This window comes from Micromonospora violae (assembly GCF_004217135.1).
In the GTDB taxonomy this organism is placed as follows: domain Bacteria; phylum Actinomycetota; class Actinomycetes; order Mycobacteriales; family Micromonosporaceae; genus Micromonospora; species Micromonospora violae.
Genome location: NZ_SHKK01000001.1, coordinates 2338905 through 2363371 on the forward strand (window position 1 = coordinate 2338905; position 24467 = coordinate 2363371).

The 24467-nt window shown below is 71.2% G+C and carries 20 protein-coding genes and 1 pseudogene; 12 read left to right on the plus strand and 9 right to left on the minus strand.

Annotated features, from left to right (window positions below; genetic code table 11):
* The first annotated feature begins 3 nt into the window (after positions 1-3).
* Positions 4-2265 (plus strand): catalase, encoded by a 2262-nt coding sequence (locus EV382_RS10665; RefSeq protein ID WP_130401404.1) that lies wholly within the window; start codon positions 4-6, stop codon positions 2263-2265.
* A gap of 61 nt (positions 2266-2326) precedes the next feature.
* Here the strand turns inward: EV382_RS10665 and EV382_RS33355 are convergent, their stop codons facing one another.
* From EV382_RS33355 to EV382_RS10675, 3 genes and pseudogenes are all read right to left on the minus strand, one after another.
* A complete protein-coding gene (locus EV382_RS33355; RefSeq protein WP_425271982.1) occupies positions 2327-2752 on the minus strand; it encodes an RICIN domain-containing protein in 426 nt (141 codons plus the stop codon).
* Between the two features lie 36 nt (positions 2753-2788).
* Positions 2789-4369, minus strand: a pseudogene (locus EV382_RS10670) (serine/threonine-protein kinase); the annotation flags it as partial.
* A gap of 201 nt (positions 4370-4570) precedes the next feature.
* Positions 4571-5443, minus strand: a complete 873-nt coding sequence (locus EV382_RS10675; RefSeq protein ID WP_130401406.1) for an LLM class F420-dependent oxidoreductase — start codon at positions 5441-5443, stop codon at positions 4571-4573.
* A gap of 138 nt (positions 5444-5581) precedes the next feature.
* On the opposite strand from EV382_RS10675, the gene EV382_RS10680 reads away from it, so the two are divergent.
* From EV382_RS10680 to EV382_RS10690, 3 genes are read left to right on the plus strand one after another with little or no spacing between them, the layout of a single operon-like run.
* A complete protein-coding gene (locus tag EV382_RS10680) occupies positions 5582-6730 on the plus strand; it encodes an acyltransferase family protein (protein ID WP_130401407.1) in 1149 nt (382 codons plus the stop codon).
* Entirely contained in the window at positions 6727-7869 is a 1143-nt protein-coding gene (gene alr / locus EV382_RS10685; protein ID WP_130401408.1) for an alanine racemase, read from the plus strand. Before EV382_RS10680 ends, alr begins: the two co-directional genes overlap by 4 nt.
* Positions 7866-8888, plus strand: coding sequence for a D-alanine--D-alanine ligase family protein (locus EV382_RS10690; RefSeq protein WP_130401409.1), 1023 nt, complete (start codon positions 7866-7868; stop codon positions 8886-8888). The genes alr and EV382_RS10690 overlap by 4 nt, the downstream gene beginning before the upstream one ends.
* 16 nt (positions 8889-8904) lie before the next feature.
* On the opposite strand, the gene EV382_RS10695 is transcribed toward EV382_RS10690, so the two are convergent.
* From EV382_RS10695 to EV382_RS10710, 4 genes are read right to left on the minus strand one after another with little or no spacing between them, the layout of a single operon-like run.
* A complete protein-coding gene (locus EV382_RS10695; RefSeq protein ID WP_244236623.1) occupies positions 8905-9411 on the minus strand; it encodes a hypothetical protein in 507 nt (168 codons plus the stop codon).
* Positions 9408-10865 (minus strand): sensor histidine kinase, encoded by a 1458-nt coding sequence (locus EV382_RS10700; protein WP_165435758.1) that lies wholly within the window; start codon positions 10863-10865, stop codon positions 9408-9410. Before EV382_RS10700 ends, EV382_RS10695 begins: the two co-directional genes overlap by 4 nt.
* On the minus strand, positions 10862-11554 hold the full coding sequence (locus tag EV382_RS10705; protein ID WP_130401410.1) for a response regulator transcription factor: 693 nt from the start codon (positions 11552-11554) through the stop codon (positions 10862-10864). Before EV382_RS10705 ends, EV382_RS10700 begins: the two co-directional genes overlap by 4 nt.
* 16 nt (positions 11555-11570) lie before the next feature.
* Complete coding sequence (locus EV382_RS10710; RefSeq protein WP_130401411.1) at positions 11571-12548, minus strand: phosphatase PAP2 family protein; 978 nt, start codon at positions 12546-12548, stop codon at positions 11571-11573.
* 268 nt (positions 12549-12816) lie between these two features.
* Between EV382_RS10710 and EV382_RS10715 the strand changes: the two genes are divergently transcribed.
* Positions 12817-13329 (plus strand): winged helix-turn-helix domain-containing protein, encoded by a 513-nt coding sequence (locus EV382_RS10715; protein ID WP_130401412.1) that lies wholly within the window; start codon positions 12817-12819, stop codon positions 13327-13329.
* Positions 13330-13436: 107 nt separating this feature from the next.
* Here EV382_RS10715 and EV382_RS10720 read toward each other — a convergent pair whose 3' ends face one another.
* Positions 13437-17819: a S8 family serine peptidase gene (locus tag EV382_RS10720; protein WP_244236624.1), complete on the minus strand. Its 4383-nt coding sequence runs from the start codon at positions 17817-17819 to the stop codon at positions 13437-13439.
* Positions 17820-18054: 235 nt separating this feature from the next.
* Between EV382_RS10720 and EV382_RS10725 the strand changes: the two genes are divergently transcribed.
* Both EV382_RS10725 and EV382_RS10730 read left to right on the plus strand, forming a co-directional pair.
* Entirely contained in the window at positions 18055-18627 is a 573-nt protein-coding gene (locus tag EV382_RS10725) for a winged helix-turn-helix domain-containing protein (RefSeq protein ID WP_130401414.1), read from the plus strand.
* A gap of 92 nt (positions 18628-18719) precedes the next feature.
* Positions 18720-19226, plus strand: coding sequence for a VOC family protein (locus tag EV382_RS10730; protein ID WP_130401415.1), 507 nt, complete (start codon positions 18720-18722; stop codon positions 19224-19226).
* Between the two features lie 67 nt (positions 19227-19293).
* Here EV382_RS10730 and EV382_RS10735 read toward each other — a convergent pair whose 3' ends face one another.
* A complete protein-coding gene (locus EV382_RS10735) occupies positions 19294-20184 on the minus strand; it encodes an AurF N-oxygenase family protein (RefSeq protein ID WP_130401416.1) in 891 nt (296 codons plus the stop codon).
* Between the two features lie 48 nt (positions 20185-20232).
* Between EV382_RS10735 and EV382_RS10740 the strand changes: the two genes are divergently transcribed.
* From EV382_RS10740 to EV382_RS10760, 5 genes are read left to right on the plus strand one after another with little or no spacing between them, the layout of a single operon-like run.
* The gene (locus EV382_RS10740; protein ID WP_130401417.1) at positions 20233-20961 is read left to right on the plus strand and encodes a TetR family transcriptional regulator; all 729 of its coding nucleotides are present in this window, start codon (positions 20233-20235) and stop codon (positions 20959-20961) included.
* Positions 20958-21257 (plus strand): DUF4873 domain-containing protein, encoded by a 300-nt coding sequence (locus EV382_RS10745; RefSeq protein ID WP_130401418.1) that lies wholly within the window; start codon positions 20958-20960, stop codon positions 21255-21257. The genes EV382_RS10740 and EV382_RS10745 overlap by 4 nt, the downstream gene beginning before the upstream one ends.
* The gene (locus EV382_RS10750; RefSeq protein ID WP_130401419.1) at positions 21258-22751 is read left to right on the plus strand and encodes a flavin-containing monooxygenase; all 1494 of its coding nucleotides are present in this window, start codon (positions 21258-21260) and stop codon (positions 22749-22751) included.
* A complete protein-coding gene (locus tag EV382_RS10755) occupies positions 22741-23613 on the plus strand; it encodes an SDR family oxidoreductase (protein ID WP_130401420.1) in 873 nt (290 codons plus the stop codon). The genes EV382_RS10750 and EV382_RS10755 overlap by 11 nt, the downstream gene beginning before the upstream one ends.
* Complete coding sequence (locus tag EV382_RS10760; RefSeq protein ID WP_130401421.1) at positions 23610-24437, plus strand: alpha/beta fold hydrolase; 828 nt, start codon at positions 23610-23612, stop codon at positions 24435-24437. Before EV382_RS10755 ends, EV382_RS10760 begins: the two co-directional genes overlap by 4 nt.
* The last annotated feature ends 30 nt before the right edge of the window (positions 24438-24467 follow it).

Genomic DNA, 24467 nt, shown 5'->3' on the forward strand with positions numbered 1-24467 from the left:
TCAGTGGATTCCAGCAAGCCCGCCGAGGCGGTCAAGAACGCCGTGAAGACCGCATCAGGAAAGATCGCCGACGCCCTCAGCCCGGACGTCCCCGGTGCGCCGGGAAGCGCGCCACCGACCGTCGAGGAACCGACAACGCCGCATGACCCGCTGCCACCGAAGCCGGAACAGGGGGCGCCGCAGACGCGTACGCCCACCGGGGCGGAGACCGGCGCACCGACGATCGCGAACGGTCAGCAGGGGGCCTACCTCACGACCGCGAACGGGGCGCGGTTGCGCGACACCGACCACTCGCTCAAGGCGGGCCCGCGCGGCCCGGTGCTGCTCCAGGACCACCACCTACGCGAGAAGATCACACACTTCGACCACGAACGCATCCCGGAGCGGGTGGTGCACGCCCGGGGTGCCGGCGCGCACGGTGTGTTCACGGCGTACGGCACCGCCGAGGCGGTCACCCGGGCCGGCTTCCTCAAGAAGGGGCGCGAGACCGAGGTCTTCGTCCGGTTCTCCACCGTGCTCGGTTCGCGAGGTTCGGCCGACACGGTCCGCGACACCCGGGGCTTCGCCACGAAGTTCTACACCGACGAGGGCACCTTCGACCTGGTCGGCAACAACATGCCGGTCTTCTTCATCCAGGACGCGATCAAGTTCCCGGACATCATCCACGCCGGCAAACCGCACCCGGACCGGGAGATCCCGCAGGCGCAGAGCGCGCACGACACCTTCTGGGACTTCGTGTCCCTGCACACCGAGGCACAGCACCACACCATCTGGAACATGTCCGACCGTGGGATTCCGCGGTCGTACCGGACGATGGAGGGCTTCGGCGTGCACACCTTCCGCCTCGTCAACGAGGCCGGGGAGACGGTGCTGGCCAAGTTCCACTGGAAGCCGAAGCTGGGTGTGCACTCGCTGACCTGGGAGGAGGCTCAGCTGCTCGGCGGCGTGGACCCGGACTTCCATCGCCGCGACCTCTACGACGCCATCGAGGCCGGCGCGTACCCGGAGTGGGAGCTGGGCATCCAGGTCTTCCCGGACACTCCCGAGGAGACGTTCGCCGGGATCGACCTGCTGGACCCGACGAAGATCGTGCCGGAGGAGCTGGCCGAGGTGCAGCCGATCGGCCGGCTGGTGCTCAACCGGACGCCGACGAACTTCTTCGCCGAGACCGAACAGGTCGCCTTCCACCTCGGTCACCTGCCGCCCGGCATCGACGTCACGAACGACCCGCTGTTGCAGGGCCGGCTCTTCTCGTACCTCGACACGCAGCTCACCCGGCTGGGCGGGCCCAACTTCCCGCAGATCCCCATCAACCGCCCGCACGCCGCCGTGAACGACATGCTGCGTGACGGCTTCCACCAGCACGCCGTGCACGCGGGCGTCGCGCCGTACCGACCGAACTCGCTCGACGGCGGAAATCCGTTCCCCGCCGGGGATGCCGAGCACGCCGTCGTCGACGTGCCGGTCACGGTCGCGCAGGCACCGAAGGTACGCGCGAACCCGGCCTCGTTCGACGACCACTACAGCCAGGTCCGCCTGTTCTGGCTGAGCATGTCGCCGGTCGAGAAGGAGCACCTCATCCGGGCGTACACCTTCGAGCTGGGCAAGTGCTACCACCAGGCGATCAAGGAGCGTCAGCTGCGGAGCCTCGCCAACATCGACCCGGTGCTGTGCGAGCAGGTCGCCACCGGCCTGGGCCTGCCCGCGCCGCAGCCGACGGTTCCCCTCGCCGACGTCGCGCCCAGCCCGGCGCTGTCGCAGGTCGGTCGGGAGTGGCCGAGCGACGGCCGCGTCATCGGGATCGTCGTCGACCCCGACGGCGACCTGGACGGCGTCGACGAGGTCCGCCGGGCCGTGTTCGGCGCCGGCATGGTGCCGCTGCTGATCGCCCCGCACGGCGGCGTGGTGGGCGGCCTGCCGGTGCAGCGCACCTTCGCCACCGGCCGGTCGGTCGAATTCGACGCGGTCCTGCTGGCCGCGGCGCCGGCGCCCGCGCCGGACGCCCTGCCCGCCCGCGACGCCAAGGCGGGCCGGCCGGACCCGACCACCGTGGACCCGCGCGTGCTGCTGCTCGTCGAGGAGTGCTGGCGGCACGCCAAGGCGATCGGCGCCTGGGGCGCGGGCGTCACCGTGCTGGAGCAGGCCGGCGTCGCCGGCACCCCGGGCGTCGTGGCGGCGGGCTCGGGCACCGAGGCGCTGACGGCGGTGCGGCAGTTGCTGGCCGCGCACCGGGTGTGGGAACGGTTCCCCGCCTCGGTCGTCTGACACCGCCACCGTAGGGCCGTCCTCCGCCGCACCGGGAGGACGGCCCTACGGTGTCCGGACGCTATCTGCGGGTCCACTGCAGCTGGCTCGTGCCGGCGCTACAGCTGCGCTGCTCGATCAGCGCACCGTTCACGGTGCTCTGGCCGACCGTACCCAGACACATCCCGCTGTGCGCGTTGACGAGTTGCCGGGCCTCGTTCAGGGTGAACCGCTGCGCCGGGGTCGTGTTGCAGGTGGTGAGCTGGATCGCCGCCCCGGCGTCGCTGGACGCGCCGAGCACGTCGAGGCAGCGCCCACCCAACCGCACACTCCCGTCCGCCCGCACCGCCCAGAGCTGGTGCGACGCGCGGTCGTCCCGGCAGTCCCAGATCCGAAGCCGGACCGGGTCGGGTGAATCGGGCGTGCTGACGTCCAGGCAGCGGTTGCTCGCCACCCCGACGAGCTGGTTGCCCGACCGCGCCGGGGGTGCGCTCGGCGTCGGTGACACTCGACGGTCCGGCGTGGCGGACGGGGAGACGCCTCCCGTAGCCGCCGGCCGGAAGCCCGTGGTGATCTCCCGGAACGCGTCCGTCCCCGCCACCGCCCAGTCGGACTCGGGTGTCAGCCAGGCCAGGCTGTAACCCTGCCGCTGCGCCGTCGTGAAGGTGCGCCGGCGGGCGTGCATCGCCGTACCCGCCTCGCTGGTGTAGACCCACTCCAGGTCGGCGGCCTTGAGCTGGTAGTCGACGGCGAGCAGCTCGATTCGGTGGTAGCCGCGGTACCGCTCGCCCACGGCCGGTCCGCCCAGTTCGGCCAGCGGGTCGCCGGGTGGCGAGTCGGTCCGGGTGACGACCAGCATCCGTTCGCCGCCCGGCTCGTGGAGTTCCACCTGCTGGCCGTGGCGGGCAATCCGCCAGTCGCGGGGCGCCGGCACGGAGAAGCCGCTGGTGTCCCGGTAGACCGACCACGAGATCGGCGGGAGAGTAGCGCCCGCCGGTGCGGCAGCGGGCGTCGACGGCGCACCCGGCACGGCCGCGGCGTCCACCAACTCGGCCCCGCTGCCGGTCGGCCGCGACGCACCGCGGGTGGCCAGTGGAACCCCGACCGCCAGGCCGAGCGCGACCAGGGCCGCGAGGCCGCCGAGAAGCCGGGTCCGCCGTCGGCGGGCCGGTCCCGGACCGTCCGCCGCCGCTGTCGTCGACGACCGGGGTACGTCGGACGCGCCGACCGGAGCGGACGTGATCGCCGCTGGTGCGGGCGCGCCGGACGCCGGACGCCACGTCACGGTGATGGGTGCCGGGGTGCCGGCCAGCGCCGCCTGGAGCAACTGCTCGGCCGTTTCGGCGTCCATCCGCTCGGCCGGGTCCTTACGCAGCAGCCCGGCCAGCACCGGCGCGAGCGGTCCGGCGCGTCGCGCCACGGGAGGCGGCTCGGTGACCAGCGCGCTGAGGCTCATCAGACTCGACGGCCGGGCGTACGGGGACTGGCCCTCGACGGCGGCGTACAGGGTCGCGCCGAGCGACCACAGATCCCCCTCCGGACCCACCGTGCCGCGCATGGCCCGCTCGGGAGAGACGTACGCGGGCGAGCCGAGGACCACACCACTGAGGGTCAGGTTCACATCCTCGACGGCGGTGGCCAGGCCGAAGTCGGTGAGCACGATCCGGCCGTCCGCGCCGACGAGGATGTTGGCCGGTTTGACGTCCCGATGCATGATCCCGGCGCGGTGGGCGGCGCGCAGCGCGCCGAGCACGGCCAGCCCGATCTCGGCGGCCCGTGCCGGCGGAATGGGGCCGTCGGTGGTGATGGTGTCGTGCAACGACCGGGACGGCACGTACTCCATCACGATCTGCGGGTCACCGTCGGCACTCAACAACACGTCGAAGACCCGGACGACGTTGACGTGGTCGAGTCGCGCGATAGCCCGGGCCTCTCGAAGTGACCTGATCCGCAATTCCTGTCGCGCCTCATTGGTCAGGCCGGGCGGCGGAACGATTTCCTTGATGGCGACGTCCCGTTGCAGCATTGGGTCGCGGGCTTTCCACACTCGACCCATTCCGCCCTGGCCGATGAGCTCGACGACGTCATACCGATCGGTAACAAGAAGCGGCAAGATCCGTGACACCCGGCGAGGCTACCTGGCACGCCGTCGGACAATTTTCGGCAGTCGCAGCGGACGACCAAATGTGATCCCGCTCATCCCGTCGGAATGGGGCGTTGGGAACTGATTGCGGTGCGGGTCGCCGTGCTTCACGGGATTCGGCCCTTCGTTCACAATGGCCACCCGCACCGTCGTGGCGAGGGCCGCCCGCACCGTCGTGGCGGATCAGCCGATGTCGGCCAACCGGGGCAGCACCTCGTCGCCGAGCCGCTGGGCGAACTCGACCGGGTGCCGATCCGGTGTCACCTGCACCTCGCTCACGCCGAGCGTGGCGTACGCGGCGACCTCGGCGAGGAACGCGTCGACGTCGTCCAACGGCGCCTGGGCGGCGACGACCGTCTTCTCGATGGTGTCGTAGTCGCGGCCCTCGGCGGCGCAGTGCCCGCGCAGCACATCCAGCTTGCGGGCGATGTCGTCGGTGCCACCGCGACCGAACAGGTTGCAGGCGTCGGCATACCGGGCCACCAGCAGCAAGGTCTTCTTCTCGCCCCCGCCACCGATCATGATGGGCGGGTGCGGGCGGCTCAACGGCTGCGGTGAGTTGATGGTCTCGGCGAGCTGGTAGTGCTGCCCGTTGAACGGGCCGTCGTCGGCGCTCCACATCTGCCGGCAGATGCGCAGCGTCTCCTCCAACCGCTCGAACCGCTCGGCCACCGGGACCACCGGCACGCCCAGCCCGAGCTGCTCCCGCTCGTACCAGGAGGCGCCGATGCCGAGGCGGGCGCGGCCGCCGGAGAGCACGTCGAGGGTCGTCACGGTCTTGGCGAGCAACCCCGGGTAGCGGTACATCACACCGGTGACCAGCACACCCAGCGTCATCCGCCGCGTCGCCGCCGCGACGTAGCCCAGCGTGGTGTACGCCTCCAGCATCGGCTCCTCGGCCGCGAACACCGCGTCCATCTGGAAGAAGTGATCCATCACCGTGAACGATGCGACACCGGCCTGCTCGGCGGTGGTCGCCGTCTGCGCCAGGGTCGGCGCGATCGCGGCCGGGTCGGCCGGGATCGAGTAGTTCCAGTAGTGCAGCCCGAGCTTCATGTTCGGCACCTCCAAACCGAGCCTAGTGCCGCCCGGCGTCCGCTGGGGCCCGCTCGGAATCGACTCCGGCGGCATCCATTACCGGGTCATGACAATTCGTGGATCCCGTGCGGATATCCGGCTGGCAGCTTTCGGTACGTGATCCAACAGCTGTCTCCGACCGAGCACCGGCCCGTCGACCTGGGCCCGGCCGCCCCGCGCGTCCGGTTCCGCCACCGCTACCGGGCCGGGACCGCGTCCGCCGCAGGACCGTCCCAGCGGGCCCAGTGGGCCGATGCCGCGAAGGGCGTCTGCATCGTCCTCGTCGTTCTGTGGCACGTCGTCGTCAAGGACTACCTCCAGATCGACTGGCACATCGGCCTACCGGTGCCGGGCTTCTGGGGAACGCTGGGTGAGCAGTTCCTCCCGCTGCGGATGCCGCTGTTCTTCACCATCTCGGGCGTCTTCGCGGCGAACGCCGCCCAGCGGCCGTGGCGGCTCGTGGCCCGCGGCCGCATCGCCGGGTTCCTCTACCTGTACGCGATCTGGCTGTTGATCCACACCGTGGTCCTCGCCGCCGCGCCGCAACTGCCCACCGACCGTGCCACCTCGGCTCTCGGTCTGCTGGAGCAGCTCACCATCACCCCGTCCAACCTCTGGTACCTGTACGCCCTGGCGCTGTACTTCACGATCGCCAAGGCGACCCGTCGGGTGCCCCGGGCGGTGGTCCTGGTCCCCGCCGCCGCGCTGTCCGCTATCGCCGCCGCCGGCCTGCTCGACACCCCGGGCAACCGCGCCGGCCTCTACCAGAACCTGGTCTTCTTCCTCGCCGGTCTGCACCTGCGGCCACAGATCCAGCAGTGGGCCGCCACCGCCAACCGGCGTCGTCTGCTGCTGACCTCGGGCGGTTACGTCCTCGCCCTCGCCGCGATGGCGGTGACCGGCGCCCAGCAGTGGTTCGGCGTGTGGCCGGCCGTCTCCGTGCTGGCAGTGATCTTCGGCATAACCGCCGCTGCCCGGCTGGCCCGGTGGTCGGCGCTCAGCGATCCGCTGGCTAGGCTCGGCCGCATCACCCTGCCGATCTACGTCATCCACATGCCGGTCCTGGCCCTGCTGCACCGGCTGTTGCTCGTACCGGTTTCCGGGCTGGGCGGGTCCGCTCAGGTCCTGATCGTGTTCATTTATCCGATTCTGCTGACCGGTCTGGTGATCGGCCTGAGCCTGGCCGTGCACCGCGGGTTGCTGGCGGTTCGCGCCGGTTGGCTGTTCGCGCTCCCCGCCAAGCGCCGGTTGGCGGCGGCCGGATGAGCGCCCTGGCCGAAGCCCTGGTCGACCTCGACGCCATCGCCAGCAACGTGCGGGCCATCGCGTCGGTCACCGGCAACGCGCTGATGGCGGTGGTGAAGGCCGACGGGTTCGGCCACGGCGCGGTGCCGGTGGCCAGGGCCGCGCTGCGTGCCGGCGCCACCTGGTTGGGGGTGACCTCGACGGCCGAGGCGCTGGCCCTGCGCGACGCGGGTGTGACCGCGCCCACACTGAGCTGGCTGCACGGCCCGAACGACGACTTCGGTATGTTGATCAAGTGTGGCGTCGACGTCGGCGTGTCCACGACGACGCACCTGCACGCCGTCGCCGACGCGGCCCGTCTGCTGGGCGTACCGGCCATGGTGCAGCTCAAGGCGGACACCGGGTTGTCCCGCAACGGGGCCGCCGGGAACGACTGGCCCGAGTTGGTCGGTTGGGCCCGCAAGTACGAGCGGGAGGGCGGGATCCGGGTGCGCGGGGTGTGGTCCCACCTCGCCGACGCCGACCTGCCGGGCGCCCCCGAGCTCACCCGGCAGGTGGCGATCTTCGAGGAGGCGCTGCGGACCGCGCGGGCGGCCGGCCTGGACCCCGACCTCGTGCACCTGGCCAACTCGGCAGCGGCGCTCGACGCGCCACGGACCCGCTTCGACCTCTGCCGGATCGGAATCGCCCTGTACGGCGTGGACCCGTTCGGCGCCGGCGGTCCGGGCGAGTTCGGGCTGCACGCCGCGATGACGCTGCGGACGAGCGTGGTCAACGTCAAGCGGGTGCCGGCCGGGACGGGCGTCTCCTACGGGCCCGAGCACGTGACCGACGCACCGACCACGCTGGCGCTGCTGCCGCTCGGCTACGCCGACGGGTTGCCGCGGGCCACGGGCGGTCGCGCCTCGGTGTGGCTCGCCGGCCGACGGTGCCCGGTCGTCGGACGCATCGCCATGGACCAGTGCGTGGTCGACGCCGGGGATCTTCCCGTGGCGATCGGCGACCCGGTCGTGGTGTTCGGCCCCGCCGAGGGTGAGCAGGGCCCGCCGACAGTCGTCGAGTGGGCCCGCTGGGCCGACACCAACCCCCACGAGATCTTGACCGGCATCGGGGCCCGGGTGGCCCGCGACCACCTCCACGGAAGGGCACGTAATTCATGACAACCCGACTGGCAGTGCTGTACGGCGGGCAGAGCGGTGAGCACGAGGTGTCCTGCCGCTCGGCGGCGAGCATCCTCGCCCACCTGGACCGTGAGCAGTACCAGGTCACCGAGGTGCTCATCGACCGCGACGGCGGGTGGCACGTCGACGGCCAACCGACGCCACTGCCGGCGGCGTTGCGCGTGCTGCGCGCCCAGGACGTGGTGTTCCCGGCCCTGCACGGCCCGTACGGCGAGGACGGCACGGTGTCGTCGCTGCTGGAGTGGCTCGGCGTGCCGTACGTCGGCAACGGTGTCTTCGCCAGCGCCGCCGGCATGGACAAGGGGGTCACCAAACGGCTCCTCGCGGCGGAGGGCCTGCGGGTCAGCCCGGGGGTGACCCTGCGTCCGGGCGAGGACCTGTCCCCCGATGACCAGCGTCGGTTGGAGCTGCCGGTGTTCGTGAAGCCGGCCCGGGCCGGGTCGAGCCTGGGCGTCGTGAAGGTGGACGACTGGGCGGGGGTTCCCGCCGCGGTGGAGCAGGCCCGCCAGGTCGATCCGAAGGTGCTCATCGAGCAGGGGGCGCGCGGGCGCGAGATCGACGTGGCCGTCCTCCAACACCCGGACGGCCGGGTGCAGGCCGGCCCGCCGCTGGAGATCCGGGTGACCGGCGCCGGCTTCTTCGACTACGACGCGAAGTACGACGGCGGGGCGATCTTCCAGATCCCCGCCCCGCTCGACGAGGCGACCACCGAGGTGCTTCAGGACCGTGCGATCCGCGCCTTCCAGGCCCTCGACTGCCGCGGCCTGCTGCGGGTCGACTTCTTCCTGCCGACCGAGGGGTCGCCGGAGCCCATCGTGAACGAGGTCAACACGTTCCCCGGTTTCACCGCCGCGTCACAGTTCCCGCAGATCTGGCAGCAGGCCGGCATCGGGTTCGCCGCGCTGATCGACATCCTGATCTCCGGCGCGCTCGCGGACCAGGACCACAGCCACCACAGCGGGCTGCCCCGGCAGGCACGAGCGGTCGACCTGGTGTGAGGTGAGCGGTGCCCGGTCAGCGGATCGGGCACCGCCGAGGCGGCCGGGCGCCGTCCGGCCCGACGATGGTGACCGGACCGGTACTCGTCGCGAGGCCGGTCCGCGCCGCGGCGTCGGCGGCCGTGCAGACGATCTGGTGGACCGCGTTCACCGACAACGCCCGCGCCGCGGTGGCGGTCCGCACGGTGACGCCATCGGTTTGATCGGCCGTGGGCGTCACCGTGACCGGGTCGAATCCGGCCGGCACCTCGCTGGTGAAGCCCTGGCGGCGTTCGTTCTCCGCCGGGCCGGCCGCGAGCAGGGCGAGGATGGTGGCGGTGTCGGGAACCGCCCTCGCCGGACGGACGACCAGCACGATGTCGCCCTGGGCGACCAGGTAGAGCCCGAAGCCCTGGGCGGGGCCGCTGACCGCTGACCGACCGGTGATCACGTCGCTGGGGCGTACCCCACAACCCGCTGCCAGCAGCGTGCTGAGCAGCAGCCCGCCGGCAAGAAGGGCGCGGCCGGTCCGCCGGCCGCTCACCGGTCGCCTCCGGCGTCCGTCGTCTCGCGGGGCAGCCGGAGGGTGAAGACCGCGCCGCCGGCCGGGCCGTTGCCCGCGACGAGGGCCCCCCGTCGCTCGCCGTGGCGGTGCAGCCGCGCGTTCTCCCAGGAGATGGCGAGGCCCAGACCACTGCCCTCGGAGCGGGTACGCGCGGTGTCGGCCTTGTAGAAGCGGTCGAAGACGTGCGGCAGCACCTCCGGGTCCAGCCCCGGCCCCTGGTCGGCCACCTCGATGGTGACCCAGTCCGGGTCGGCGCTCAGCCGCACGGACACCGGTTCGGCACCGTGCCGAAAGGCGTTGCCGACCAGGTTGGCGACGATGACGTCCAGCCGGCGGGGATCGAGCCGGGCCAGCACCCCGGGCGGCAGGTCGGCGCGTACCCGGTCGACCCAGCCGCGGATCCGCAGGGTCGCGGTCACCGCCGCGCCCACGTCCACCTCGTCGAGGGCGAGCCGCGCCGTGCCGGAGTCGAACCTGCTGACCTCCATGAGGTCGTTGACCAGTTGGGTGAGGTTCTGCGCCTCCTGGCTGACCAGCCGAGCGGCCCGGCCCGCGTCCCCGGGCAGGTGGTCGGCCTCCTCGTCGAGCACGTCGGTGACCGCCGTCATCGCGGCCAGCGGCGTACGGAGTTCGTGCGAGACGTCGGCGACGAAACGGCGCGCATCGGCTTCCATCCGCCGCAGCTCACCGACCTGACGCTCCAGTGTGCCCGCGGTCTCGTTGAAGGTCCGCGCCACGTCGGCCAGTTCGTCGACACCCCGGACCGTCAGCCGGGTGCTCAGGTCGCCCTCACCGAGGCGACGCGCCGCCCGGCCCAGGTCGCGGACGGGTCGCAGGACTCCGCGGGCGGACAGCAGGGCCAGCAGGACGGCGAGGACCAGGGAGAACCCGCCGGTCAGCCACGCCCTGGTGGCGAGCCGGTCGATGCTCTGCTGCTCGGGCACGAGACTGCGCACCGAGTAGACCTCCAGCCCGGACGCCTGGGACGTGCCGTCGGTGCGGTCGAGCTTCAGTTGGGTGCCGATGAGCAGCCAGGGTTGGCCGTTGAGCGAGACACGCTGCCAGGCGATCTGGCCGTCGCTGACCGCCTGGCGCAGCTCGGGAGTGAGCGGGGCGGGGGTCTGGGAGCCCTGCCCCCGCATGTTGCGGTAGAGCACCACCGCGAACCCCTCCCGGTCGGAGAGCCGCTGGGCCAACAGGTCCAGCTCAGCCTGGGTCGGCGGGATCTGACTTATCGGGTAGACCTTGGTGAGTTGGTCGGTCAGCGACAACACGGCCGCGTCCTGCGCCTGTTGGAGAATGACGGTCCGGGCCTGGAAGTAGCTGCCGCTGGCCACGATGGACGTGGTGGTCACCCCCAGCAGCGCGAACGCCAGGATGAGCCGGACCCGTAGGCCCGATACCTGGGCGGCGATCGAGCGCCAGAACGTCACAGCGGCCCGAACCGGTATCCGAAGCCCCGCACGGTCTGGATGTAGACGGGCGACGACGAATCCGCTTCGATCTTGGCGCGTACGCGCTGCACGCACGCGTCCACGAGTCGCGAGTCACCGAGATACCCGTGCTCCCACACGGCCTCCAGCAGTTGCTGGCGGCTGAGGACCTGACCCGGCGTGTGCGAGAGTTCGAGCAGCAGCCGCAGCTCCGTCGGGGCGAGGCTGACCGGCGTCCCGTCCTTGCTGACCACCAGTGCGGCCCGGTCGATGGTCAACGCGCCGTGCTGCTCCACGCCGGCCCGGTCGCCGCCGCGCCGCGAGTCGCCCCCGGTCCGGCGCAGCACCGCGCGGATGCGCGCCTCGAGGACCCGGGCCTGCACGGGCTTGACCACGTAGTCGTCGGCGCCGGCCTCCAGGCCCGCCACCACGTCCATGTCGTCGTTGCGGGCGGTGAGCATGATGATCGGCAGGTCACCGAGCTGCCGGATCCGGCGGCAGACCTCGAACCCGTCCATCCCGGGCAGCATGAGATCGAGGACCACGACATCGGACGGCGTGGTGCGCAACCGCGCCAACCCCTGCTCACCGGTCTCCACGGCGTGCACCGTGTGGCCCTGTCGGGTGAGCGCCAACTGCAGTCCGTCGCGCACCGTCTGGTGGTCTTCGATCAACAGCACCTGGGACATGTCGTCAAGTATCCCATCATGAGATCTTTCGCGTTTCGGTCGATGGCTGCGGCCGCCCGGGGCTTCGCGGCGAACGCGACGTCGGGAAATCGGTCGAACGCACCAGGAACACCACGGCGCCCACCAGGAACATCGTCGACGCGGCGGCGGCCACGATGGCGACCAGCACCCCGCGCTGCACGGACGCGGCCAGACCGGGCACGATCACCATCAGCGCCCAGACCAGCGCGACCAGTCCGATGCCCGCCTCGGCCAGCCCGCGCCAGAGGTTGCCGCCGTCCGCACCGCCGGCCGCGCCGCGGTCGCCGGGCCAGGCCGCCAACGCGGCCGCGGCCAGGCAGAACAGGGTCACCCCCAGCAGTACGCCACCGAGCACGTCGCTGAACCGGTGCCAACCCGCGATCATCGTGGCGGCGGCGATCACCGAGACACCCGCCGCGCCCGGCACGGCCAGCCAGCGCCGGGCCCACCCCGGCAGGACCAGCATGAAGGCCAGCAGCACCGCGGTCGCCGCCGCGACATGACCGCTGGGGAAGCTGTTGTGGGTGGTGGAGCTGTCGATCTGCAGATCCGGGCGGGGCAGCGCCCCCTTCACCGCGCCGGCCACCAGCACCGCGCAGACGACCATGCCCACGCCGACCACCCCCGCCACCACCCGTCGGCGGAGCACACCCACCAGCAGCACCACGCCGAGCAGGGACGCGATGAGGGTCGGGCTGCCGAAGGTGGCCAGCACGGTCTTGGCCGGGCCCACCAGCACGGTCTGCTGCTCGTACCCCCCACCCCGCTCGGCGCGCGGCAGGAGCACGCCGTCGAGCCACTGCCCCGCATACGTCCGCACGAAGACAGCGGCGGTGAGAGTCAGGGCGAGCAGACCGCACAGCGCCGCCGCGAGCAGCCGAAGCCCCAGCGGCACCGTCGCGCGGGCGGACGGCAGCGGTCGTGCCGGGCCGGACGTCGAGCGCCCCACGGAGTACAACGATCCGATGGTCATGGCGACCATGCTCGCCCCGCCAGGTCCGTACGCCGTGCTCGGATTGTCTTGGTTCTGTCACAACCACCCCCGCCGCTTGCGAGAGAGCGCATGGTCGGCGGTGGGGCCGAGGCGGACGTGAACAGCGCCGTGGCATTCACATGCTTACATGCAACTATGTTTTACCCAGCCGAGATCAACCACCACTAGGGTCAGGACACCGATCGATGTCTCGGCGGTGTGAAAAATCCATCCGGAGTACGTTGGGGAACCGGAAGGTGTTGGAAAAATGCAGGGAGTTCCCGCCGCCAGCCTCGTCATCGGCATCGCCTCCTCGCCGGCCGAGCGGCGACATCTGGCCCGCCTGCTCGGCGGCAGTGACGCCTTCCTGATCGTCTCGACCGTCGACCAGGCACGAGAGTTCCTCCGGGTGGTCGAGGCGTCTCCCGTCCCGGCTCCCGCGACCAGGACGGCGCTCGCCGAGGTGACGCCGAGCCCACAACCGCCGCCACCGCCACCGGATCTGGCCGTCGACTCCGACCGTCGGGTGTTGCGCTGGCGCGACCAGGAGATCGACCTGACCCGGTTGGAACACGATGTGCTGCTCTGCCTGGTGCACGCGCCCGGTCAGGTCTGGACCTACGAGCGCCTGCACCTTGAGGTCTGGGGCAACCGGCACCTCGGTCGGGGCTCCGACATGCATTCGGTCGTCCGCCGGGTGCGCGGCAAGCTCGCCCGGCTCAACGCGGCGGCGACGATCCACTCGGTACGCGGGGTCGGCTTCCGGCTCGCCCCCGTCTGATCCCCTCGGGCCTGGTCCGGCCCGCCCTCGTCTGACGCCCCCCGAACGTGGTCCGGCCCGCCTGGTCGGAGACCAGACGGGCCGGATCGTGCGTCAGCGTTCAGGCGTCAGCACTTGATCGGCACCAACCCGAAGTTCTCCACCGTGGGAGTGGTGGTGTTGACCTTCGTCTGGCGGGTCTGCGGCTTCCAGCCGTCCTTGGCGACGATCATCGTGAGCGGGTTGTTGCGGCGGTCCACCCAGTAGGCGTACTTGCCCTCGGCGTCGGTGGCGAAGGTGTACGACGCCGCCCACGAGTCGACCTGCACGACCGCGCCGGTGATCGGCGAAGTCCCACCCTGGCAGCTGCTGCCGATGACCGTCCCCATGAGCTTGCCCCAGGTCTTCGGGGGGTTCACGGTCATGGCCACCGCGACCGGCGCCACCGAGTACGGGGTGTTCTCGGAGATTCCGACCGAGCCGAGGTAGGTGCCCGGCTGGTCCACGTTCGCCGTCAGGCCGACGGTGACCGTGACCTTCTCACCCGGCTCGAGGGTGGCCGACGTCTTGTCGATGGTCATCCAGCTGACGTCGGCCGCCGCCTCGGTGCATCCCTCGAAGCCCGGGAGCACCTCGTTGTTGGCGGTCGCGTCGAAACTGCCGGCCGAGCCGCCGATCTTGTAGAAGCCGCATGCCGCGCCGCCCCGGTACCGGGGGGCGTTGGCGTTCGGCAGGCTGGACCACGAACCGGCGGCCGGGTCGAAGGCGAAGCCGGCGTTGCTGATCGCCCCACCCTGCGAACCACCGACGACGAGCAGCTTGCCGCTGGCGACAGCGAACGAGCTGGCCCAGTTGTCGCTCGGCGCGTCAGCGATGGCAGTCCACGTGTTGGCACCCGGGTCGAAGGCGTAGCTGGACTTCTGCGAGGCGGAACCGTCGTTGCCGCCGGTGCAGTAGAGCACGCCGTCGATCCCACCGCAGGAGGCGAAGGCCACCGACTTCGGGTAGTTGGCCATCGCCGCCCAGGTGTCGGTGACCGGGTCGTACTGGACGACGCTGTTCGACATCGGCGTGCAGGCCGACGTCGTGCAGCCACCGACCGTGTACAGCTTGCCGTCGACGACGCCCTGACCGGCCGCGGCCCGGGGTGCCGGGTTGTCGGCCAGCTCGGTCCAGGTGTTCGTCCCCGGGTCGTACGACCAGGTGGCGGAGTCCGGGCCGGCGTCGGCCCAGCCACCGGTCACGATGATCTTGCCGTTCACCACGCCCGCGGCCACGGCGTTGCGGGCGCCCGGAAGGTCGGCGATCGCCGTCCAGGTCTGTGCGGCCGGGTCGTACACGTAGTTCTTGGTGGTGGACGCCGTACCGTTGCCGCCACCGATCGAGTACACCTTGCCGTCCAGGTTCACCACCCGGTTGTCCATGATCACGGACGGGTAGTTGGCGATGTCGGTCCACGGCGCCGCGTTCGGGCCGACCGCAGAGGCGGCGGCCTTGGCCTCCTTGCCGGACGCCTTGGCGGCGAACGACGTCGGCACGGTGAGCCGCTGCTCCGGCGCGCCGCTGGAGCCGAGCACCTGCTGGCGGGTGACCGTGGACCCGTCCGCCCGCAGGAGTTCGAACCCGTTGTCGCGCTCACCGAACTTCACCTCGACCGGCGCCCCGCCGGTGTTGGTCACCGTGAACGTCTTGCTGGTCTTACCGCTGGGCATCTGGAGCGTCGCGTTGAGCTCCGTCGGCGTCACCGACAGTCGGCCGGCCGCGAGCTGGAAGTTCGCGGTGGTCGCCCAGTCGGCCTCGACGTCGACCGACTTGGTCAGGCTGACGTAGTTGCCGGCGCTCGCCGTGAACTTGTACGAGCCGGTCAGCGACGAGTAGATCCAGTAGAAGCCGTCGGCCAGCCCCGGGTCGTCCGGGGTCGCCACGGTGACGGCCTTCTCGGCCGGCCGGTCCTTGCTGGTGACGGTCGCGCCGTTGACGTAGCTGCCGTCGTTCTTGTCGCGGACGTTGCCGACGACCAGACCGCCGTCGACCGGCGTGCAGAGGACCGTGCTGCCGATCAGGACGTTGTCGATCTCCCACCACCACTCGTACGAGGCGTCGTAGTAGTGGAACCGCACCTGCACCTGCGCCTGACCGGCGGCCTGCGGGATCGGGATCTCGGTCAGCTTCGGTCCCCGGACGTCGGTCTCCTGGCGGAGCACGTTGGTCCAGGTGGCACCGCCGTCGATGCTCAGGTCGACGTCGGCGGTGTCGTCGTTGAGCTGGTTGAAGTCCTGGTTGAACCGGATCACCGGGGCGGTGACGTCGGTCAGGTCGACCACCGGGCTGACCAGGGAGGTGTCCTGGCTGGTGCCCGGCCCGTAGTCGTCGCTGTCGATCATTGCGAAGTTGCCGGTGCCGCCGGTCAGGTTGCCCCGGTTGCCGTCGTCGGTGAACTTCCAGACCTGACCGCTGCCCGCGTTGTCCACGACGGTCCAACCGGCCGGCGTGGTCGTGGCGTCGAAGGTCTCGTACTCACCGTCGGAACCGAACGTGTACCCGGGTGCGGTGGTGCAGGCATTGCTCTCCACCGGCACGGCGACGTTGGCGGTGGCGTTGCCCGAGCCGACCACGACCTCCTTGGTGACGGTCTGGTAGCCCGGGTACTGCGACTCGTACTTCAGGGTGTACGTCTGCCCGGCCGGCAGCTTGATGCTGTAACGGCCGTTCGCCGGGTTGGTGTAGTCGTAGACGCCGGACACCCCGGTCACGGTCACCTTCGCGTACAACGGCCAGCCGTGGCCGGAGCCGTCGGTGACCGCACCGGTGACGTTGACGCTCGGCACCGCCGTGAGGGCGACGTTCACCGTCGTGGTCGTACCCTTGGCGATCGTCGCCGTCCTGGTGACGCTGCCGTAGCCGAACGCCGCGACGGCGACCTGGTAGTCGCCGATGGGGAGCTGGGTCGAGAATTTGCCGTCGGCGCCGGTGGTCAGCTCACGCGCGGTCGGGCCGGTGAGCGTCAGGGTCGCCCCGGCGACCGCGGTGCCGGAGGACGCGTCGGTGACCGTGCCGGTCAGCGTGCCGATGTCGCCGGTCGGGGCGGCGTTGAGCAACGCGAGTGCGTCCAGTCGGCCTTCGCCGTAGACGTTGTTGTCGGCCGCGGTGCCACCGCACTGGTCGTCGGCCTTGTCGATCGCGGCACCGTTGAGCAGCGCACGGGTCGCGTTGACGTCACCGATCAGCGACGGGGCCGCCGAGTACAGCAGCGCGATCGCGCCCGCGAGGTGCGGTGCCGCCATCGAGGTGCCGCTGATGCTGCCGTAGGCGCTGCCCGGGATGCTCGACCGGACGTTCACGCCCGGCGCGGAGATGTTGGGCTTGATCTCGCCGTTCTGACCGACGCCGCGGGCGGAGAAGCCGGCCACGTTGTTGTTGATGTCGTACGCGCCGGTCGAGTAGTTGCTGACGAGGCTGCCCGGCGAGCCGCTGGTCTGGCAGGCCGGCCCGCTGTTGCCGTTGGACCAGGTGCCGAAGATCCCGGAGGCGGTCCAGGCGTCCGTCACGTCCTCCATGAACGGCTCGTTGGACGGGTCGCGGGTGCCCCACGAGTTGTTGATGATGTTCGGTCGCTTGCTCGCGTCCGGGTTCTGGCCGTTGAGGTCCAGCGGCTCGAGCATCCACTGACCGGATTCGATCAGAGCGGCGTCACTGGGGCAGCAGCCGTTCGCCGCGATCCACGTGACCCCGGGGGCGACACCGATCTGGTTGGCGCCGTCGGCGCCGGCCATGGTGCCCATGGTGTGCGTGCCGTGACCGTCGCCGTCGCAGGGCGCGGTCGCGCAGGCACCGCCGGCGGAGGCGGCGTTGAACCAGTTGTAGTTGTGGTCGAACGTCCCGTCACCGTTGTTGCCCCGGTAGGAGTTCACCAGCGCCGGGTGGTCGAACTGCACCCCGGTGTCGATGTTCGCGACGGTGATGCCCTCGCCCGTGACGCCGTACTGGGACCAGACGTCGTCGGCGTTGATGTTGGCGATGCCCCACTCCAGGGCGTTCACGGTCTTCTCGTCGGTGCCCTTGGTCGTCTCGGGCACCTTGTACGCGACCGGGGCGTAGAGGCCCTCGACCTCCGAGTGCCCGGCGAACTTCTGGGCCATCGCCAAGGAGCCGCTGTTCACCTTGATGGCGTTGGTGGCCCAGAAGGTCTGGTACTTCGTGCCCGAGCTGTCGAGGTCGGCCCGGATCTTGCCCTGGCTCGCCGCGGCGGTCTTGCGCAGCGCGTCCGCCACCGCCGTCCCGCGCTTCGACCAGTCCTTGATGGCGCTGGCCTTGCTCAGGTCCGCCTTGTCCTTGAACCGGATCCAGAAGTCGCCTTCACTCTTGGCCTGGAGCTGCTTGGCGAGCTCCGGTCGGATCTTGTCCCCGGTCGAGGTGCCCGCCCCCATCTCGCCGCCCGGCGCGGCCTGCGCGCCGGAGCTGATGGTGGCCAAGCATGTCGCGGCGAGGATTGTCGCCGCGCCGGCGCTCACCAGTGATCTGGCTGTGCGCCGCCATTGTGGACGTCTGAACATCGGTGCTGCCTCCTCAGAACGACCCAGGGTGTGATGGGCCATGGTGGACCTCCCCATGCACCGCGCGGGTCACGCCGGTTGCCCGAGTGGACACTATGATCGAGAAGAACGGACGATCAAGAACTTGCCGTGAGCAACTTGTCGCTAAGAGTTGCCCTGGCTCGCGGCGCGCTTGCCAATCATTGTCAGGACCATGACGAGAGCTGGGCAGGGATGCCCATCGATCCCGGGCGGTGCGGTGGCCGAGGACGACGAGGCAACGGTGCACAGGGGCGAACCGGCCGACGGGCCGTTCCCACTGCTGATCGCGGTGACCCCGTCGCCGGCCGAGCGCATCCGGCTCGCGGAGCTTCTCGACGGCATCGCACCGCTGCTGCTGGTGGCCGACCTCGACGAGTTGCGCCGGCTGATCGCCGCTCCGCAGCAGGTCACCGCCACGGCCGAGCCGGCACCGACCGCCGCCCTGGTGATCGACTCGGCCCGCTCCAGCGCCCGTTGCGGAGAGCGTGAGATCGACCTCACCCGCCTGGAGCACGACCTGCTGACCTGTCTGATCACCGAGCCGGCCCGGGTCTGGACCTACGCCGAGCTGCACCGGTCGGTCTGGGGTGACGAGGGGCGTGAACGCAAGGCGGACGTGCAGTCGCTGGTGAAGCGGCTGCGCCGCAAGCTGCACGACCTGGGCACCGGGGCCACCATCGATGTCGTTCGCGGCGTGGGGCTCCGGCTGACCGACCACCAGCAGGTGCGGGTCGAACGGGCCTGACGCCACGGCCGGTTGAACTGATCCAGGGGTGGGTACGACCTGAAGATCATCAGCAACACCGGCTGAGAAGAACGCTGGTAAGGAGAGTCAAGATGGCATTCCCCAACCCCTCGACCGTGTCCATCGGGCTGAAGAAGGCCGCGCATGTCGGGATCGCGGTGAGTGACCTCGACCGCTCGGTCGCGTTCTACCAGGCCCTGCTCGGCGCGGAACCGGTCGTTCGGGACGAGAGCATGCACGGCGCCGGCTTCGCCCAGTCGCAGGGGCTGCCGACGACGAAGCTGCGGTACGCCACCTTCAACCTCGACAACCTCGGCATTGATCTGATCCAGTTCCAGGAGCCGGTCGGCGAGGTCGCCCAGGTGGCGGCCAACCGACCCGGCTCGATGCACCTGTGTTTCCACGTCGACGACGTGCGCGCGGTCCACGACCGGATGAGCGAGGCCGGGTTCGAGTTTCTCGGGCAGCCGTACACGTTCGCGTCCGGCGAGGTGAACCCGCCGGCGGCGGTCGGCACCGAGGTCGCGTACTTCAACGACCCCGACGGCACGAACCTGGAGATCATCGCGCCGAAGGGTGGCTTCGCCCGCGACGAGTGAGCCACCCGGGCGCCGTGGGGCCGGCCGGAGACGGCCGGCCCCACGCCGCTCGACGGAGGGACACGGGTCAGATCAGCCCGGCCCGGGCCCACAGCAGACGCCCCGGCCCCGCCACCAGACCAACGCCCGCCAGGTTGTCGTGCACCCGCGCCGCCGACCAGCGCAGGGTGGCGCGCCAGTGCGGGTTGGCGCGGGCAGCGGCACGACCGACCGCCGGCGGAATGCCCACCGCCGCGTACACGTCGGGATGGACCAGGCGGTTGGCGATCGTGTAGGCGGCGCGACCGACCAACAGTCGGGCGTACGCCATGCCCACCGGGCCGGTGGCCGCAACCGCGGCGGCCAGTTCCTCGCGGGCGAACCGGACGTGTCGCGCCTCCTCCACCACGTGGATGCGGGAGACCATCCGGATGAGCGGCTGAAGCGACTCGTCCGCCATGATCTCGCGCTGGAAGGCGTCGAGGATCTCCTCCGCGATGAGGATCGCGGCGTACATCCGGGGGCCGCTGGCGGTGGCCTTGAGGAAGCGCCCGAGGTGGTGGTCGATGGTGCTCGCCCGGTAGACCGGACAACCCATCGCCTCGATCAACCGACCGAACATGATGGAGTGTCGGCACTCGTCGGCGACCTCGGTCAACGCGTACTGGGCCGGCCGGCTGGTCGGGTCGGCGCGGTAGTACTCGCGGATCAGCATCTGCATGAGGATCGTCTCGAACCACAGCCCGGCGCTGGCCGCGCTGGCCACCTCGTGCCTGGTGAGCGTGACGCGCTGCTCCTCGCTGAGCTGCTCCCACAGTGGTGTGCCGTAGAGGCTGCTGCGCTGTGGTGGGAGCCAGTACGCGCCGGAGGTGTGCGGAGCGTCCCAGTCGATGTCGACGGTGGGGTCGTAGCTGGTCCGCAGCGAGGCCGCGAGTAGTCGCTCGGCGACCGCCGCGCGCCCGGTTTCCGCCGTCTCCATGGCTCCTCCATATTGACGTGACGGCCAGTAACTGTTACGACTAGTAGCATGCAATCGCCGCTGACCGATGTCAATGCATCCGAGCCGTCGGCCCCACCCCCTGACGGCGAGCAGAAGGCGAAGGGCAACGGCCGCCGAGACCGCTGGGCAGACCATCGTGAGCAACGACGGCAGGAGCTTGTCGGGGCCGCCGTGCAGGCGCTGCTGCGGCACGGGCCGGAGGTCGACATGGAGCAGGTGGCTGCGGCCGCCGGCGTCAGCAAACCGGTTCTCTACCGCTACTTCGCCGACAAGTCGCAGCTCTGGGTCGCGGTCAGCGAGGTGGTGGCGGCCCGGGTGGTCGACACCATCGCGCCCGCTGTCGAACAGGTCCGCGAGGAGCGTGACCTGGTCGAAGCGACGATCGACGCCTACCTGGGCGTGATCGAGTCGGAGCCGAGGCTCTACCGGTTCCTGATGCACCAGTCCGGTGATCCTGGCATCCACCGGGTGGTCGCCGGCACCAGCCGGCAGGTGGCCGCCGGGCTCGCCCGGGTGATCGGCGACCGGCTCCGGACGCTGGGCCTGGACGCCGGCCCCGCCGAGCCGTGGGCGTACGGCCTGGTGGGCTTCGTGCAGGCGGTCGGCGACTGGTGGACCACGCACGGCCAGCCGATCAGCCGGACCGCCCTCACCGACTACCTGACCGCTCTGCTGTGGAGCGGCATCGAGGGGGTTCGGGCCAGCGCCGACCTGCCGCACGAGCTCACCCGCGCCCACGAGCGGATCGTGCCGTGAGCTACCACGGCCCGGCGGGTGTCGAGGGCACCCCGGTCCGGGTGCACCTGAGCGGGCGGTGGGAGCCGGTCGACGGGCGCTTCCACTGGGGCGGACGGATCGAGCCCGACGCACGGGTGGCCCACCTGCTGCGCTCCGGCCGGCGCAACGTCGAGGTACGCATCGCCGACCGCGTCCGGGCCGCCCGACTGGCCGAGATCGATCCCTGGGGCGGCGTACGGATCACCGGGGTGGGCGACGCGCCCTGGCCACCCGCGGCCGACCCGACGTCCGCGCCCGGGCTCACGGAGGAGTGAATGGAGACAGACGTTGCCATCATCGGCGCCGGCTTCGGTGGCCTGGGCGCCGCCATTCGCCTCCAACGGGCCGGTTTCACCGACTTCCTCGTCTTCGACCGGGGCGCGGACGTCGGCGGCACCTGGCGGGACAACAGCTACCCGGGCTGCGCCTGCGATGTCCCCTCGCACCTCTACTCGTTCTCCTTCGCCCCCAACCCCCGCTGGTCGAACACGTTCTCCGGCCAGCCGGAGATCTGGGACTACCTGCGCGGCTGCGTCGACCGCTTCGGCATAGGCCCGAGGTTGCGGTTGCGCCACGAGGTGCGGGAGGCGAGGTGGGACGACCAGCGCCAACGCTGGCTGGTGCGCACCTCCGGCGGCGACCACAGCGCCCGGGTCCTGATCTGCGCCGCCGGCCCGCTCAGCGACCCGGCCGTGCCCGCCCTGCCCGGGCTCGACGAGTTCGCCGGCACGGTGTTCCATTCCGCCCGTTGGCAGCACGACCACGACCTGACCGGCCGGCGCGTCGCGGTCATCGGCACCGGGGCGTCGGCGGTTCAGTTCGTGCCCCAGATCCAGCCGACGGTCGAGAAGCTGACGCTCTTCCAGCGCTCCCCCGCCTGGATCATGCCGAGGCTGTCACGCCGGATCAGCGGGGTCGAGCAGGCCGCGTTCCGCGCCGTGCCCGGGGCGCAGCGGGCCGCCCGGGCCGGGCTCTACCTGGTACGCGAGAGCATGGGCGTGGGCTTCCTGCACCCGGCGGTCAACCGCCTCGCCTCGCGCCTGTCCCTGCGTACGCTGCGGCGTCAGGTGCCCGACCCGGAACTGCGGGACAAGCTCACCCCCCGGTACGCGATGGGCTGCAAGCGGGTGCTGATCTCCAACGACTACTGGCCGTCGCTCACCCGACCGAACGTCGACGTGGTCACCGCCGGCATCGCCCGGATCGTGCCGGACGGCCTCGTCACCGACGACGACGTGCACCACCGGGCGGACACGATCATCCTCGGGACCGGCTTCCACGTCACCGACTCCCCCGTCGTCCGGCGCATCCACGGTCGGGGCGGGCGCAGTCTCGGCGACGCGTGGACACCCAGCATGCACGCGTACCGGGGCACGACCATCGCCGGCTTCCCCAACCTGTTCTTCCTGCTCGGCCCGAACACCGGGCTCGGGCACACCTCGGTGGTGCTGATGATCGAGGCGCAGCTGCATCTGGTGCTCGCGGCCCTGCGCCACATGCGGGCCAAGGGCGTCCAGGCCATCGAGCCCACCGCGCAGGCGCAACGACGCTGGACCGAGCGGGTCGACCAGAAGATGGCCGGCACCGTGTGGCAGACCGGCTGTTCCAGCTGGTATCTCGACGCCACCGGCCGGAACACCACCATCTGGCCGGGCTTCGCCACCAGCTTCCGCCTGCGGCTGCGCCGGTTCCGCCCGGCCGACTACCGGATCGCCGCGACCGGAGACACCCCCAACGATCCGGAGCGGGAGCACGCCGATGCGGTATGACCTGACGGGCAAGGTCCTGTTCATCACCGGCGCGGCGCGCGGCATCGGAGCCCGGCTGGCCCGCGAGGCCGCCGCCCGCGGGGCCCGGGTCGCCCTCGTCGGTCTGGAAGGTGAGCTGCTCAGGCAGCTCAGCGGTGAGCTCGACGCGCACTGGTACGAGTGTGATGTCACCGACCAGGCGGCGTTGGACGCCGCGGTGGCCTCGACGGTGGACCGCTTCGGTGGCATCGACGTTGTCGTGGCCAACGCGGGCATCGCGAACCTCGGCACCGTCGCCGTGGGCCCGGTCGACGCGCTGATCCGGACCGTCGAGGTGAATCTCTGCGGCGTGATCCGTACGGTCAGCGCGGCGCTCCCGCACGTCACCGCCGCCCGCGGCCACGTCCTGATCGTCTCGTCGGCCGCCGCTTTCGCGGCGATGCCCGGCATGGCCGCCTACTGCGCGTCCAAGGCGGGCGTGGAGCAGTTCGCCAACGTGCTGCGCCTGGAGACGCGTGCACGCGGCGTCACCGTGGGTACGGCGCATCCGATCTGGATCGACACCGACCTGGTCCGCGACATCCGTGACGACCTGGCGTCGTTCCGCACGGCGCTGCGCCGGCTGCCCTGGCCGCTGTCCACCGTCGTACCCGTCGAGCAGTGCGTCGAGGCCCTGCTGCGCGGCATCGAGCGCCGCAAGCGCAAGGTGTACGTGCCACGGTCGCTCGCCCTGGTGCAGGCGCTGCGGCCGGTGGTGCTGAGCGGCCTCTCGGACGCGGTGATCACCCGGTTCGGTGGCCGGAGCATGGTCGACCAGATGGAGGACGAGGTGCGCCAGCTCGGGCGATCCTTCGGCAGGACGTCGGTGGGAGACCGGCCATGAGCATTCATTTCCGACGGGCGGGCAGCGGAGAGCCGCTCGTGCTCCTCCACGGCATCGGTCACCGCCATCAGGCGTGGGAGCCGGTGTTCGACCGACTCACCGCCCACCACGAGGTGATCGCGCTCGACCTGCCCGGATTCGGGAACTCTCCGGTGCCCGGCGCCGGCATGCCCGCCGACATGGCCGCCACCGTGGCCGGGGTCCTGCCGGCCCTGGCCGAGTGGGGGCTGGAGCGTCCGCACGTCGCCGGCTACAGCCTCGGTGGCGCGATCGGCCTGGAGCTTGCCGCCACCGGGGCCGTCGCCTCGGTCACCGCCTTCTCCCCGGCCGGCTTCTTCACCCCGGCGGAGCGCCGACGGGCGCTGGCCATCCTCCGGACGCTGCGGGCCAACTCGTACCTGCCCACGCCGGTCATGCGGGTCGCGCTGCGCTCGGCGTACCTCCGGGCGCTGTGCTTCGCGCCGTTGCTGGCCCGCCCCACGCAGCTCGATGTCGAGCGCGCGCTGGGCGACGCGCTGGCTCTGCGACGCGGGTTGGGCTTCAACGCCGTGGCCCGAGCCGCCCGCGACTATCGCTTCGATTGCCGTCGGCTGTCGGAGGCGGCGGTGCCGGTGACCATCGGCTGGGGCGACCGCGACCGGATCTTCGGCGTGCACCAGGCCGAGCGGGCCCGTGCGGGGCTGCCGGCGGCACGGGTGGTGACGATGTCCCGCTGCGGGCACGTGCCGATGAGCGACGACCCGGACCTGGTCGCCGCGCTCATCCTGGAGACCACCGGTGCCGTGCCGCGCCCCGAACGACCGGGTCCGTCGATCTCCGCTTAGCGTCCCCGGTCAGGAAGATCACTTCACAGT

What these genes read in the sequence shown, in the direction of transcription:
- EV382_RS10715 (WP_130401412.1), top strand. Translation starts at nt 12,817, where the DNA reads ATGCAGGGAGTTCCCGCCGCCAGCCTCGTCATCGGCATCGCCTCCTCG.
- EV382_RS10675 (WP_130401406.1), bottom strand. Translation starts at nt 5,443, where the DNA reads ATGAAGCTCGGGCTGCACTACTGGAACTACTCGATCCCGGCCGACCCG.
- EV382_RS10760 (WP_130401421.1), top strand. Translation starts at nt 23,610, where the DNA reads ATGAGCATTCATTTCCGACGGGCGGGCAGCGGAGAGCCGCTCGTGCTC.
- EV382_RS10705 (WP_130401410.1), bottom strand. Translation starts at nt 11,554, where the DNA reads ATGTCCCAGGTGCTGTTGATCGAAGACCACCAGACGGTGCGCGACGGA.
- EV382_RS10750 (WP_130401419.1), top strand. Translation starts at nt 21,258, where the DNA reads ATGGAGACAGACGTTGCCATCATCGGCGCCGGCTTCGGTGGCCTGGGC.
- EV382_RS10690 (WP_130401409.1), top strand. Translation starts at nt 7,866, where the DNA reads ATGACAACCCGACTGGCAGTGCTGTACGGCGGGCAGAGCGGTGAGCAC.
- EV382_RS10710 (WP_130401411.1), bottom strand. Translation starts at nt 12,548, where the DNA reads ATGACCATCGGATCGTTGTACTCCGTGGGGCGCTCGACGTCCGGCCCG.
- EV382_RS10735 (WP_130401416.1), bottom strand. Translation starts at nt 20,184, where the DNA reads ATGGAGACGGCGGAAACCGGGCGCGCGGCGGTCGCCGAGCGACTACTC.
- EV382_RS10725 (WP_130401414.1), top strand. Translation starts at nt 18,055, where the DNA reads ATGACGAGAGCTGGGCAGGGATGCCCATCGATCCCGGGCGGTGCGGTG.
- alr (WP_130401408.1), top strand. Translation starts at nt 6,727, where the DNA reads ATGAGCGCCCTGGCCGAAGCCCTGGTCGACCTCGACGCCATCGCCAGC.
- EV382_RS10755 (WP_130401420.1), top strand. Translation starts at nt 22,741, where the DNA reads ATGCGGTATGACCTGACGGGCAAGGTCCTGTTCATCACCGGCGCGGCG.
- EV382_RS10730 (WP_130401415.1), top strand. Translation starts at nt 18,720, where the DNA reads ATGGCATTCCCCAACCCCTCGACCGTGTCCATCGGGCTGAAGAAGGCC.
- EV382_RS10740 (WP_130401417.1), top strand. Translation starts at nt 20,233, where the DNA reads ATGCAATCGCCGCTGACCGATGTCAATGCATCCGAGCCGTCGGCCCCA.